The organism is Bradyrhizobium sp. AS23.2 (assembly GCF_001908185.1).
GTDB lineage: Bacteria > Pseudomonadota > Alphaproteobacteria > Rhizobiales > Xanthobacteraceae > Bradyrhizobium.
Window position 1 is genome coordinate 35,108 of sequence record NZ_LGHM01000127.1, and the last position, 12,420, is coordinate 47,527.

Genomic DNA, 12,420 nt, shown 5'->3' on the forward strand with positions numbered 1-12,420 from the left:
AGTTTTGTTCCATCTCGTCAGCGCAGGTCTGGGATTCATTCCGCGCGACGCGCCAGCGGCGAGGTCAGGATCTGATAAAGAATGATGGCACCAAAGGTGGCCGTGCCGATCCCGCCGATCGTGAACGCACCGAATTTGAGCGTGAGGTCGCCGGCCCCCGCGGTCAGCGCCACGGCGACGGTGATCAGGTTCGCCGGATTTGCAAAGTCGACCTTGTTCTCGACCCAGATCCGCCCGGCCATCGCCGCGATCAATCCGAACAGCACGATCGAGAGGCCGCCGATGACGGGACCGGGAATCGACAGGATGAGCGCGCCGAATTTCGGCGAGAAGCCGAGCAGGATCGACACCGTGGCCGCGAACGCGAACAGCAAAGTCGAATAGACTTTCGTCGCCGCCATGACGCCGATGTTCTCGGCATAGGTGGTGACACCGGTGCCGCCGCCGCAGGCCGCCACGATCGTCGCGAGGCTGTCGGCGAGCAGGGCGCGGCCGAGATAGCCATCGAGGCTCCGGCCCGTCATGGCGCCGACGGCCTTGATGTGACCGAGGTTCTCGGCAACGAGAATGATCGCAACCGGCGCGATCAGGAAGATCGCATCGGCCTGGAAGGTCGGCGTGGTGAAGTTCGGCAGGCCGAGCCAGGGCGCGGCCGAGAGTTGCGCGAAGTCGATCGGTTTGCCGAAGCCGAGGCCATTCGCGAACAGCAAGTACAAAAGATATCCGCCGATCGCGCCGAGGATGATCGGCAGGCGGCGCCACAGGCCCGGAGCAGCAACGGCAACCACGCCGATGATCAGAACGGTCGCGAGCCCGATCCAGGTGTCGAACGCGCCGGCGCTCACCGCCTTGACCGCCACGGGCGCGAGGTTGAGGCCGATCGCGGCGACCACAGCGCCGGTGACGGCCGGCGGCATCAGCCGCTCGACCCAGCCAACCCCCAACCACATCACGACCAACGCAATCACGCCATAGAGCACGCCAGCCCCGATGATGCCGCCGAGCGCGACGGAGATGTTCGGGTTCGGTCCATGCCCGGCATAGCCGGTGGCGGCGATGACGACGGCGATGAACGCGAAGCTCGAGCCGAGGTAGCTCGGCACGCGCCCCGCAACGATGACGAAGAAGATCAGCGTGCCGATACCGGAGAAAAGGACCGCGACATTGGGATCGAACCCCATCAGCAGCGGCGCGATGATCGTTGAGCCCGACATTGCGACGCAATGCTGGAGACCGGAGACGATGGTCTGGCCGAGCGGCAATCGCTCCTCGGGCATGATCACCCCCGAGGTCTTCAACGTCCAACGCGGAAAGTAGCCTTGCGTCTGTTCGTCCGAGCTTGTTGCAGTCGACATATTCCCCCCCAGTTGCGGTGCAACGATCGATCTTCGTGCGATCCGACAAAAATGTGATTGTCGCCTCCACGGCGGCCATCACATGATGCAAATCATTCAAGATCAATGCGTTCCGGGGCACACCATATGACACAAGTCGCGGTCCAGCCAGCCATCCATCGCCGGCATCAGCCGTGGTACAAGGTCCTCTACGTCCAGGTGCTGATCGCGATCGTGCTCGGGGTGCTGATCGGTTACGTCTACCCCGATCTCGGCAAGGCCTTGAAGCCGCTCGGCGACGGCTTCATCGCGCTGATCAAGATGATGATCGCGCCGGTGATCTTCTGCACCGTGGTGCACGGCATCTCCTCGATGGGCGACCTCAAGCGCGTCGGCCGGGTCGGGCTGAAGTCGCTGATCTATTTCGAGACGGTCTCGACCGTTGCGCTCGCGGCCGGCCTGCTGGTCGGCAGAACCCTTCAGCCCGGATCCGGCTTCAACATCGATCCGGCCACGATCGATCCGAGGTCGGTGGCAACCTACGTCACCAAGGCCAAGGAAGAGGGTATCGTCGCCCATCTGATGGCGATCATTCCCGACAGCTATTTGGGCGCGATTGCGCGCGGCGACTTGCTTCAGGTGCTGCTGATCTCGATCCTTTCGGGCTTCGCCATCGCCTTCCTCGGCAAGGCCGGCGAGCCGATCGCGGACGCGATCGACAAGGCCGCCAAGATGTTCTTCGGCATCATCCGCATCATCGTGCGCGTCGCGCCTATCGGCGCTTTCGGCGCGATGGCCTTCACCGTCGGCGCCTACGGCCTCGGCTCGCTGCTCAATCTCGCAGCCCTGATCGGCACGTTCTACCTCACCAGCATCCTGTTCGTGCTGATCGTGCTGGGCTCGATCGCCCGGCTTGCCGGCTTCTCGATCCTGCGCTTCATCGCCTACATCAAGGATGAGCTGCTGATCGTGCTCGGCACCTCGTCGTCTGAGACGGTGCTGCCGCAGATGATCCAGAAGATGGAGCATCTCGGCGCCTCACGCTCGGTGGTCGGCCTCGTGATTCCAACCGGCTACAGCTTCAATCTCGACGGCACCAACATCTACATGACGCTGGCAACGCTATTTTTGGCGCAGGCGACCAACACGCATCTGACCATCTGGCAGGAGCTCGGCATTCTGGGCGTCGCCATGATCACCTCGAAGGGCGCCTCGGGCGTGACCGGCGCCGGCTTCATCACGCTTGCGGCCACGCTCTCGATCGTGCCTGACATCCCGATCCAGTCGATCGCAATCCTGGTCGGCATCGACAAGTTCATGAGCGAATGCCGCGCGCTGACCAATCTGATCGGTAACGGTGTCGCCTGCGTCGTCATCAGCATCTCCGAAGGCGAGCTCGATCGCGACGCATTGCACGAGACCATGGCCCATCCGCTGGAGATCGGCGAAGCACTGGAGCCCGGCGGCAGCGCATGAGGCTGCGCAGATCGAAGGCAGGCGCAGCCCGGTTCCTTTGCTACGGTAAGGCGGGATCAGATGATCCCGTCCTTGGCGCGCAGCACCTTGGTGGCGAGATCGAGCCGGCGCGTAACCCCGATTGCCTGCAAGAACGCCTCATCATGACTGACGACGAGCAGCGCGCCGTCATAGGCCCGCAAGCCCGCTTCGACGGCTTCGATGGACGCTATGTCCAGATGATTGGTCGGCTCGTCCAGAATCAGCAGGGACGGCGGCGCTGGTCCGCCCAGCACGCAGGCGAGGCCCGCGCGAAACATTTGCCCGCCGCTTAGGCTGGCAACGATCTGCAAGGCGGCATCGGCGCGAAACATGAACCGGGCCAGCGCGGCATGGCAGGCATTCGGGTCCGCTTTCGGATTGAGACGGCGGAAGTTCTCCAGAATGGAGATCGAAGGATCGAGCAGGCTGACCTTCTGGTCGAACACCGCGAAGTCGGGCTTGACCCGCACGGTGCCCGAAAAAGGTTGCAGCTCGCCCGCGATCAGCTTCAGCAGCGTCGTCTTGCCGGAGCCGTTGGGCCCGACCAGCGCGACCCGTTCCGGTCCGACGATGGCGAACGAGAGATCGCGCAAGACCGGCTGCTCCGGCCGATAGCCGGCGCTGACCCCGTCGAGCCAAAGCACCTCCCTGCCCGCCGGCAGGTTCGTCGCGGGCAGTTTGACGGAGAGCGGCTGAAGAATCTCGATGCGCCGACGCGCCGTGTCGACGGCATCGAGCGCCTCCGCGCGCCGCCGCTCGGCAATTTGCGCAGTCTTTCCGCCGGTATCCTCGCTCCGATCCTTGCGCCCGCCGGCCAGGATGCGCGGCATGTCTCCCTTCGCACCCTTCTTCCTGCCGCCGCTGTCCTTGCGCGCTTTCCTCTCCGCGGCCTCCTGTGCCTTCCCGTCGACCTCGGACAGGCGCCTCTCGGCATGCGCGAGGTCGTGCCTGACGGCTGCGAGCTCGACGGCCTTCTGCGCCCGGTAGCTGCTCCAACTGCCGCCGTATCGCGTTGCCCCGAGCGACGTCAGCTCGACGATCGCATCCATGGTTTCAAGAAGGCCCCGGTCGTGACTGACGACGATCGCACCGCCGCGCCAGGCGGCGAGGAGATCGGTCACCGCCTTGCGTCCATCCCGGTCGAGATTGTTGGTGGGCTCGTCCAGCAGCAGGAAGTCGGGCTCGGCGAACACCAGTGCGGCAAGGCGAACGCGCGTCGTCTGGCCGCCGGACAGACGGGATAGCGCCGTGTCGGGAGAAGCATCGAACCCGAGGCGCGCGAGGGCGGCCTGTAGCCGCGTTTCGAGGGCCCAGTCGATCGTGGCGATGTCGTCGGCCGAGGCATCGCCCCGCTCCGCGCGGCGAAGCAGCTCCAGCGCTTGCCGTGCACCGAACAGATCGGCCACTGTCGCGTCCGCAAGCGGTTGAACGTCCTGGCGCAGCAGGCCGATGGTCGCGTTGACAAGAATGCGCCCGGACTGGGGCACGCGCTCCCCCGAAATCGACGCAAGCAGCGTGGATTTCCCGACGCCGTTACGGCCGACCAGACCGGTCCGCTCGGACGCGAATGTCAGATCGATATTGGAGAGAAGAGGACGGCCGTCAGGCGTGGACAGCGACAGATTCGACAGAATGATTGAAGCAGGCATGGAATTCCCCGTGAGCAAGGCAGGTCGGCTTTGCGGTCGGGGTCATGTCCATAGCTGCGAATATCCTGATTGAGGTCTCTAACTAGCCTCGCAGACGAGCAAGATCAAGCCTGAAGGGACGACAGCGCGTGGAGCGCTGACGTCCCCGGTCGGTCTGTGCCATCAGCCCTTGAGCGCGGTGACCACCACCTCGATCAGCGCGCCGACGACGACGACGATCGCATCCACGTTCCCAGTCATCCGCGCACCACCGCCTTGACGTCTGCTTCGCTTTTCGGGACGGCGGCAAGTTCGGCGAGCGTGATCGGCTTGACCGGCGCGCGCAGCCGGTAATAGCCGATCTCCTGCGGGGTCTTGCCGCGCGCCTGCGCCATCAGCTCGGTGACGGTGAGGCCGCAGAGCCGGCCCTGGCACGGGCCCATGCCGGTGCGGCGATAGGCCTTGAGCTGATTGGGCCCGGTCGCGCCGATCGCAACGGCATCGAGAATGTCCTTCGCGGTCACCTCCTCACAGCGGCAAACGATGGTGTCGCCGGCAGGAATGCGGAACTGCGGCGCGGGACGAAACAGCGTATCGAGGAACATGCGGCCGCGCTCGGTCTTGGCGAGCTCGGCACGGAGCTGCGCCATCGGCGCGAGTTTCGCAGCGGCCGCGGGCGCCAGTGCTTCCACTGCCGCGCGTGCCGCGATGCGGCCGCGAACCACGGCGGCTGTCGCACCGCCGATGCCGGCGCCGTCGCCGGCGATCGCGATGCCGGCGACCGATGAGTTGCCGCTCGCATCGAGCACCGGCGACCAGCACAATTGCAGATCATCCCAGCGATGCTCGACGCCCGCCGCCATCGCCAGATTGACGTTGGGCACGACGCCCTGATGCAGCAGCAAGAGATCCGCGGGAATGGTCTCGCGCTTGCCGCCGGCCACATAGCTCACGCTCGCGAGCTGGCCGTCACCGGCCGCAGCAAGCTCGGTGACGCCGGAGACAACCCGCACCTTGGCCCGCACCTCGCGCATCATCGACAGGCCCTTGACGAAATAAGGCGAGGTCAGGAAGGCGAAGGCGTGAGGCAGCGCAGCGAAATAGTTGCCACGCTCGGTGGTGTCGAGGATGCGGTCGATGCGGCCGCCGAGGCGGAGGATTTGCGCGGCAAGCAGCCAGAGCAGCGGCCCCTGCCCTGCGATCACTGTGCGACCGTCGGGGACCAGCGCCGAGGACTTCAGCATCGTTTGCGCCGCACCCGCGGTCATCACTCCCGGCAACGTCCAGCCGGGAATCGGAAACGGCCGCTCGAGCGCACCGGTCGCGAGGATCACGCGCTGCGCCCTAGCGAAGGCGGAGGCGCCGCCGATCGAGACCGCGATCTCAAGGTTGCGATCGAGGCTCCACACCGTGGCACGCTGAATGATTTCGGCGTTGCTCGCGCGCAGCGTCCGCACGAGATCAGCACCAACCCAATAGTCGGCGCCGAGCTGATTGCGCTCGGTCACGGGTGTCGAGGCGATGGCGCGAAATACCTGGCCGCCCGGGCCGATGTTCTCGTCGAGCAGCAGCGTCGACAGGCCGGCTTCGGCGGATGTCGCAGCAGCGGCAAGACCCGCGGGCCCGGCGCCGATCACCACCACGTCGTAAGCTTCGCGCTTGGGAGCGACAGTCATTTTCCGATCTCCCGCTTGCCCTTCTGGATCTCGATCTGCATGCCCTCGGCGACGGGCACGAGGCAGCCCTGGCGATTGCCGACGCCGTCGATGGTGACGAGGCAATCGAAGCACACGCCCATCATGCAATAGGGTAGACGCGGCGCGCCGCTCACTGCGGTGGAGCGCCGCGCGTCGCGGCCGGAGGCCAAAAGCGCGGCGGAGACGGTGTCGCCCTGGCGCGCCGCGACGGCCACGCCGTCGACGAAGATTTCGACCTGCGGTCGCTTGTCCTGTTCGGATCGTCTGAACATGGGGATGCCTCTTGGCTCCTTCCTCAAAATCTCTAATAGCCGCTGTTGTTCGCCGCGCCCGCGCCGCCGAAGCGGCTGGCCGAGAACGCGCCGACCAGCTCAGGCTCGAGCGCTCCTTGCGCAACCATGCGCGCGACCTCGAAGGCGTGGTTGGATGCGAGCGTCACGCCGGAATGGCAGCAGGCGACGAAGGCACCGGGATGCGTCTCCGACTGGTCGTAGATCGGAAAACCGTCCTGCGGCATGACGCGGATACCGGCCCAGCTCCTGACCAAATTTAGCCGCGCCAGATGCGGGAACATGCGCTGCGCGCGATCGGCCATCACGCCACTGATCGAGAGTTTGAGCGCGCGGTCGTCGAGCTCGTCCTCCATGCTGTCGCCGATCATCACCGTGCCTTCGTCGGTCTGGCGGAGCGTGGTCAGCGGATGCGGCAGGAACGGCATGGTGCGCTCGGTCACCACGATCTGGCCGCGGGTCGGACCCATCGGCGCATGGAGGCCGACCATCGGCGCGAGCGTCTGGTTGGCGTTGCCTGCGGCCAGCACGACCTTGGCGGCGCGGAGCTCGCCCTTCGGCGTGGTCAGGCGGAATTCGCCGCCGCTCTTGCTGATCGCCGAGACCGGACGCTCCGGAAAATAGTCGATACCGAACGCCTTGAAGCCGGTGTGGAAGGCGCGGAACGTGCGCAGCGAATTGACGTGGCCATCGAGCGGACAATAGCTGCCGCCGGAGACCTCGGGACCGATCAGCGGCAACGCCTTCTTGACCTCGGACGCCGGCAACATCTCCATCTTGTAATCGGCCGCGCCGACCTGATTGTGCATGCGCTTGACGAAATCGGCGCGCTGGCCGAATTCGTCCTCGCCGAGCGCGAGATGAAAACCGCCATTCTGCTGCAGGCTGACGTCGAGCCCGGTCTGCTGCTTCAGCTCCGACGCGAGCCGGCCCCAGGCTTCCGACGCCCGCACGGTCCAGACCGTGTAGGCCGGCATGCCGAGCCCTTTGCTCTGAACCCAGATCAGCGCAAAATTGGCGCGCGAGGCACGCTTGGTGATGTCGCCTTCGTCGAGCACGGCCACGCTCTTGCCGAGCCGGCCGAGGCCCCAGGCAATGGCGGAGCCAAGCAGTCCGCCGCCGACGACGGCGACGTCATAATCCCTGGACATGGGTTCTCCTATCGTCCCGTATCGCACCTGCCGGCGAGCACGCGGTCGAGCCCGTAGAAGCGGTAGAGCAGAATGACGGCGGTCATGGTGATCGCGATCACGCAGGCCGAGACCGACGTCACCGGCGGATCGATGTTGTCCTGGATACAGAGGAACATGCGCACCGGCAACGTCTCGGTGCCGGGTGCTGCGAGAAAGACGGTCATGCCGAGATCGTCGAAAGACTGGATGAAGGCCAGCGCCCAGCCGCTGATGACGCCGGGCAGGATCAGCGGCAGCGTCACGCGGCGGAACAGCGTCGGCCCGAGCAAGACAGGGTGGTCGGAAGCCGAGCCGCTGTCGCGCCTGGCCAAGGCCTTTCTCAACGAGGTGCGCCGGGAGAGTGCGCTGCTGGAGCGCACAGCGCCACACCAGCGACATGAGGCAGAAAGAGACTAAGCTTGCGACCGCACGCGCAACCCTTTACCTGAGGGCACATGGCACGCATTACCATCATCGAGACCGGACAGGTCCCGCAAAAATATCGCGAGCGCCACGGCTCGTTTCCGGACATGTTCGAGCGCATGGTCCGCGCCGAGGACCTGGCGGCCACGGTCGAGATCGTCAGCATCCCGAATGGCGATGCGCTTCCCGACCCGCGCAAGCTCGAGGCCATCCTGATCACCGGCGCGGCCGCCGGCGTCTATGACGGGCTCGACTGGATCGCGCCGCTGGAAGACTTCGTTCGCACCGCTTACGCAAACAAGACGCCAATGGTCGGCGTCTGCTTCGGCCATCAACTGATCGCGCAGGCACTCGGCGGCACCGTGCGCAAGTCGGATAATGGTTGGGGCATTGGACGGCACGTCTATCGCGTGTTGGCGGACAACGGCGTCATTGACGGCGAAGAGATTGCCATCGCCTGTTCGCATCAGGATCAGGTGATCGAGGCCCCGCACGACGCGCTGACGATCCTCTCGTCCGACTTCACCCCGCATGCCGGCCTGCTCTATGCAAACGGCACCACGCTGACCGTGCAGCCGCATCCGGAATTCAACGTGGAGTTCGCGCAGTTGTGCTGCGAGCTGCGCGACGGAAAGGCGCCGGATGATGTCGTTGCAACGGCGAGGGAGTCACTGGCGCAGCCGATGGACCACGCGAAGCTGGGTGGGGCGATCACGAGGTTTCTCGCACGCAGACCTGTCCCCTCATCCTGAGGAGCGCGCTCTTGCGCGCGTCTCGAAGGATAGAGGCCGAGATGCAGCAGTAGGGCCTGCATGGTTCGAGACGCCGCGGAGCCTGTCATCGGGCCGCGCATTGCGCGGACCCGGTGGCGGCTCCTCACCATGAGGGTTGAGAATGATGTCCCGGCTCAGAACGGATCGTTTCCCAGCCCCGGCACGTCCGCGGGCCGCGGCCCCGGCGCCGGCCAGTGAAACCGGCGCTCCTTCTCCGCGATGGCGATATCGTTGATCGACGCTTCGCGCCGTCTCATCAAGCCGTGCTCGTCGAATTCCCACTGCTCGTTGCCGTAGGACCGATACCACTGGCCGCTCGCATCGTGCCATTCGTACTGGAAGCGCACGGCGATGCGGTTGTCGTCGAAGGCCCAGAGGTCCTTGATCAGGCGGTAGTCCTGCTCCTTCTCCCATTTGCGGGTGAGGAACGCGACGATGGCTTCTCGGCCATGGAAGACTTCCGAGCGATTGCGCCAGCGGCTGTCCTCGGTATAGGCGAGCGCAACGCGCGCCGGGTCGCGCGAATTCCAGGCGTCCTCGGCCATGCGGGCCTTTTGCGCGGCGGTCTCTCGGGTGAAGGGCGGAAGCGGCGGGCGCGACATGATGGCCTCATCGATCGATCGGGGCCGCAAATCTATCGCCGCAGTTGGTGGAGTCGATAGGGCATCACCTATCGGGCGATCACGAAATCAGATCGGCCTTCATTAGCGTACGGATCGATTTCGGGATCGGCTGCGCGCGGCCGCCGCTGATGAAGGCGACGCGCACCTCGGCTTTCACCAGCACATCCTCGCCGCGCCGCACCTCCTGCGCCAGCATGATGGAGGCGCCCTTCACCGCGATCGGCCAGGTTACGACGTCGAGCACGTCGTCCATCCGCGCAGGCTTGAGGAAATCCAGATGCATCGAGCGCACCACGAAGGCGAAGCCGGCATCTTCCGTCGCGGGCTGCTCGAACAGCGCCTGCTGCTCGGCTCCCATCAGCCGCAGATGATTGGTCCGCCCGCGCTCCATGAAGCGGAGATAATTGGCGTGATAGACGATGCCGGAAAAATCCGTGTCCTCGTAGTAGACGCGGACCTGCATGTGGTGGCGGCCGTCGCGGACCTCGCCGTCGAGATGAGCTGTCACGTCGCGAGCCTCTTCGCATTTCGGTAACCAGTCCGTTTTGCGCAAAAACGGCCGGCCGCGCAAGCGCCGCTACGCCGCCAAAGCCCCCCGCCCCAGCGTCACCTCGACGATTTCCGGCGGCACGCCGACGCGGACCGGCATGATGCTGCAACCGAGGCCGCCGGAAATGATGACGTCGCATTTCAGCCGCAGATGGCCATAGGCGAGCCGAAGGCCGTGTTGCGTCGGAACCGCCGGGGACCAGCCGAGCAGGCGAACCTGGCCGCCATGGGTATGACCGGACAGTTGCAGCGCGACGCGCGCGGGGACGCGCGCCGCGATGTTGGGCTCGTGCGCGAGCAGGATGATCGGCGCGTTGTCAGTAACCTTCGCGAGCGTGCCCGCAAGATCGTCGGCGCCGAAGCGCTGCAAGCGGCGATAGCGCTGCGCCGGATAGTAGGCGAGCTGATCGCCGAGGCCGGCAAGCCAGAACGATCGGCCATCCTTGGTGAGACGCACGGCGTCGTTCTCGTAGACGGGGATCCCGGCCGCCTCCAGCGCACGATGCGCCACCGTTGGTCCGCGCCCCATCCGCTGCACGGTCTTGTCGTCCCAATAGTCGTGATTGCCCATGACGGCATGGACGCCAAGCGGCGCCTTGAGGTCGGCCAGCACCCTGGCCCATTCGCTCGACGGAATGATGCGCGTAACCTGGCGAATGCCGGCGACATAGTCGCCGAGCAGCACGATGAGGTCGGCGTTCAGCGCGTTGGTACGATCGACGATGGCCTCGATCCGCTCCAGTGACATCCATGGGTCGCAGGCATGAATGTCGGCGATCACCGCGATCTTCAGCGGAAGATCCGCCGGCCATTGCCGTGGCGTCGGATGATAGCGGGTGACGCGGAGCCGCAGCACCGGCTCGACGCCGACGCCATAGGCCGCGGTCGAGACGCCGAGGGCGGACAGACCGCCGATGGAACGGATGAGGTGACGGCGCGAGATCATGGAAGCCCGCTTCTGATGCAGCCTCTTGATGCCGTCCGATTGAAGCGGAATTGGGGTGCGCTCGTGCAGACCATCTGCACCCGCGTGCAGATGTCTGCCGGATGGTTACCGGCGGCCTTGCCCGACCAGTGCATCCAGCCGCGTCTTCAATTCGCCGGACGCGCGGTAGTACCAGACGCCGCCGAGCAGCTCACGGAACCGTGAGTCGGCGCGCGCCTCGCGCTCGATGCGGTCGATCGTCCCGACGCTGATCACGTCTTCAAGAGGGCCTGCGGCCAGCAGCGACAGCAGCACCGGATTGGACTCGATCTTCAAGATCTGAAGGATCCAGTCGATCATCTTGTCGGGATCGTCCTCGCGCAGGTCGCGCTCGAAATCCATGATCGCGAACAGATTGTCGTCCTGGTCGCGTTCGGACCTTGAATATTGCTCGACCCAGGCGCGGGCGAGTTCGGCAACCGACATATTGGCGCAATCGAGCGGCTCGCGCGGCGTGCGCTGCGCCAGGTGGTCGGCGTGCCAGGCCTCGCTGTCGGCAAGTCTTGCAATGCGCGGCCTCAAGGGATCGTCGGGACCAAAATGCACGCCCCCAAGCAGCCAGCGCAGCCGGTCATTGTGCGCGGCCTCGTGCTCGACCCGCGCCATCATCTCCTCGCCGTGTGCGTAGAACAGCGCCAGCAGGAACTTGTCGTTGAGCTGCATCACCGTGGGCTTGTCGGCCTCGGTCCTGAGGACCTCCAGCACGAGATCGAGCGCTCCGTGCGGCCGGCGATGCGGCAAATGATCGAAATAGAGTTTGATGGCCCAGATGCTGCCGGCCTGGTCGCGGCGGCTGACGCGCTGAAGCGCACACCACATCGACGCCAGCTCGCCAAGCGGCATCGGATCCAGAAACGCCTCGGTCTCGTCGGGCGTGCGCAGCTGCGGCGCAGCCGCGATTGAGTCCAGCAATGTCGCGTCAGTCTGCCCCATGTCTCCCCACTCCAATGTCGTTCCCCTCAAGTCATGTGCGTGAGCGGCGACCCCGATCGCCGCGCGTTCGCATTAGTGACGGAGTGAAACTCGTGGGTTCACCGGCTGCGGCAGTCAGTCGTCCTCGGCCTGATCGGTGCCGAACAGGCCGAACTGTGCTGCCGCGTCGCGCGACGGCTCGGCGATGCCGAGATGGCGGAAGGCATGCGAGGTAAGCAGGCGGCCGCGCGGGGTGCGCTGGAGATAGCCGCACTGGATGAGGTAGGGCTCGATGATGTCCTCGATCGCATCGCGCGGCTCGGACAGCGCTGCGGCCATCGTCTCGACGCCGACCGGGCCGCCGCCATAGTTGAGCGCGATGGTCGTGAGATAGCGGCGGTCCATGGCGTCCAGGCCCGCGGCGTCGACCTCAAGCGCGCTCAGCGCGTGGTCTGCGATTTTGCGGTCGATCTTGTCGGCATCGGCCGCCGAGGCGAAATCGCGCACGCGGCGCAACAGGCGGCCGGCGATGCGCGG

At 65.6% G+C, this 12,420-nt stretch carries 12 protein-coding genes and 2 pseudogenes; 3 read left to right on the plus strand and 11 right to left on the minus strand.

Annotated features, from left to right (window positions below):
* Positions 1–35: 35 nt before the first annotated feature.
* The gene (locus tag AC630_RS26440) at positions 36–1,355 is read right to left on the minus strand and encodes a solute carrier family 23 protein (RefSeq protein WP_074121358.1); all 1,320 of its coding nucleotides are present in this window, start codon (positions 1,353–1,355) and stop codon (positions 36–38) included.
* 126 nt (positions 1,356–1,481) lie between these two features.
* Here AC630_RS26440 and AC630_RS26445 point away from each other — a divergent pair, with 126 nt between their 5' ends.
* On the plus strand, positions 1,482–2,810 hold the full coding sequence (locus tag AC630_RS26445; protein ID WP_074121359.1) for a dicarboxylate/amino acid:cation symporter: 1,329 nt from the start codon (positions 1,482–1,484) through the stop codon (positions 2,808–2,810).
* 56 nt (positions 2,811–2,866) lie between these two features.
* Here the strand turns inward: AC630_RS26445 and AC630_RS26450 are convergent, their stop codons facing one another.
* From AC630_RS26450 to AC630_RS26470, 5 genes and pseudogenes are all read right to left on the minus strand, one after another.
* Complete coding sequence (locus AC630_RS26450) at positions 2,867–4,480, minus strand: ABC-F family ATP-binding cassette domain-containing protein (protein WP_074121361.1); 1,614 nt, start codon at positions 4,478–4,480, stop codon at positions 2,867–2,869.
* Between the two features lie 236 nt (positions 4,481–4,716).
* The gene (locus AC630_RS26455) at positions 4,717–6,135 is read right to left on the minus strand and encodes an FAD/NAD(P)-dependent oxidoreductase (protein ID WP_074121362.1); all 1,419 of its coding nucleotides are present in this window, start codon (positions 6,133–6,135) and stop codon (positions 4,717–4,719) included.
* A complete protein-coding gene (locus AC630_RS26460; RefSeq protein ID WP_028140357.1) occupies positions 6,132–6,428 on the minus strand; it encodes a (2Fe-2S)-binding protein in 297 nt (98 codons plus the stop codon). Before AC630_RS26460 ends, AC630_RS26455 begins: the two co-directional genes overlap by 4 nt.
* Positions 6,429–6,460: 32 nt before the next feature.
* Positions 6,461–7,597 carry an NAD(P)/FAD-dependent oxidoreductase gene (locus AC630_RS26465; protein ID WP_074121363.1) on the minus strand — a complete coding sequence of 379 codons (1,137 nt, stop codon included), beginning with the start codon at positions 7,595–7,597 and terminating at the stop codon, positions 6,461–6,463.
* A gap of 8 nt (positions 7,598–7,605) precedes the next feature.
* Positions 7,606–7,902: pseudogene (locus AC630_RS26470) on the minus strand (ABC transporter permease); the annotation flags it as partial.
* A gap of 13 nt (positions 7,903–7,915) precedes the next feature.
* Between AC630_RS26470 and AC630_RS48095 the strand changes: the two are divergent.
* Together AC630_RS48095 and AC630_RS26480 are read left to right on the plus strand one after the other, a co-directional pair.
* Positions 7,916–8,035, plus strand: a pseudogene (locus AC630_RS48095) (LysR family transcriptional regulator); the annotation flags it as partial.
* Positions 8,036–8,073: 38 nt separating this feature from the next.
* Positions 8,074–8,793, plus strand: a complete 720-nt coding sequence (locus AC630_RS26480) for a type 1 glutamine amidotransferase (RefSeq protein ID WP_074121366.1) — start codon at positions 8,074–8,076, stop codon at positions 8,791–8,793.
* A gap of 155 nt (positions 8,794–8,948) precedes the next feature.
* On the opposite strand, the gene AC630_RS26485 is transcribed toward AC630_RS26480, so the two are convergent.
* The 5 genes from AC630_RS26485 to AC630_RS26505 all read right to left on the minus strand — a co-directional run.
* Positions 8,949–9,416, minus strand: a complete 468-nt coding sequence (locus tag AC630_RS26485) for a nuclear transport factor 2 family protein (RefSeq protein ID WP_074121368.1) — start codon at positions 9,414–9,416, stop codon at positions 8,949–8,951.
* A gap of 79 nt (positions 9,417–9,495) precedes the next feature.
* Positions 9,496–9,900, minus strand: coding sequence for a tol-pal system-associated acyl-CoA thioesterase (gene ybgC, locus AC630_RS26490; protein WP_074121374.1), 405 nt, complete (start codon positions 9,898–9,900; stop codon positions 9,496–9,498).
* Between the two features lie 114 nt (positions 9,901–10,014).
* A complete protein-coding gene (locus tag AC630_RS26495; protein ID WP_074121369.1) occupies positions 10,015–10,932 on the minus strand; it encodes a metallophosphoesterase in 918 nt (305 codons plus the stop codon).
* Between the two features lie 105 nt (positions 10,933–11,037).
* Positions 11,038–11,904, minus strand: a complete 867-nt coding sequence (locus AC630_RS26500; protein ID WP_074121371.1) for a DUF6869 domain-containing protein — start codon at positions 11,902–11,904, stop codon at positions 11,038–11,040.
* 114 nt (positions 11,905–12,018) lie between these two features.
* Positions 12,019–12,420: Holliday junction DNA helicase RuvB C-terminal domain-containing protein (locus AC630_RS26505; protein WP_283808453.1), on the minus strand; the 402-nt coding region annotated here is incomplete at its 5' end.

Coding starts and splice junctions, on each gene's coding strand:
- ybgC (WP_074121374.1), bottom strand. CDS start 9,900: ATGCAGGTCCGCGTCTACTACGAGGACACGGATTTTTCCGGCATCGTC.
- AC630_RS26465 (WP_074121363.1), bottom strand. CDS start 7,597: ATGTCCAGGGATTATGACGTCGCCGTCGTCGGCGGCGGACTGCTTGGC.
- AC630_RS26440 (WP_074121358.1), bottom strand. CDS start 1,355: ATGTCGACTGCAACAAGCTCGGACGAACAGACGCAAGGCTACTTTCCG.
- AC630_RS26480 (WP_074121366.1), top strand. CDS start 8,074: ATGGCACGCATTACCATCATCGAGACCGGACAGGTCCCGCAAAAATAT.
- AC630_RS26495 (WP_074121369.1), bottom strand. CDS start 10,932: ATGATCTCGCGCCGTCACCTCATCCGTTCCATCGGCGGTCTGTCCGCC.
- AC630_RS26500 (WP_074121371.1), bottom strand. CDS start 11,904: ATGGGGCAGACTGACGCGACATTGCTGGACTCAATCGCGGCTGCGCCG.
- AC630_RS26485 (WP_074121368.1), bottom strand. CDS start 9,416: ATGTCGCGCCCGCCGCTTCCGCCCTTCACCCGAGAGACCGCCGCGCAA.
- AC630_RS26455 (WP_074121362.1), bottom strand. CDS start 6,135: ATGACTGTCGCTCCCAAGCGCGAAGCTTACGACGTGGTGGTGATCGGC.
- AC630_RS26460 (WP_028140357.1), bottom strand. CDS start 6,428: ATGTTCAGACGATCCGAACAGGACAAGCGACCGCAGGTCGAAATCTTC.
- AC630_RS26450 (WP_074121361.1), bottom strand. CDS start 4,480: ATGCCTGCTTCAATCATTCTGTCGAATCTGTCGCTGTCCACGCCTGAC.
- AC630_RS26445 (WP_074121359.1), top strand. CDS start 1,482: ATGACACAAGTCGCGGTCCAGCCAGCCATCCATCGCCGGCATCAGCCG.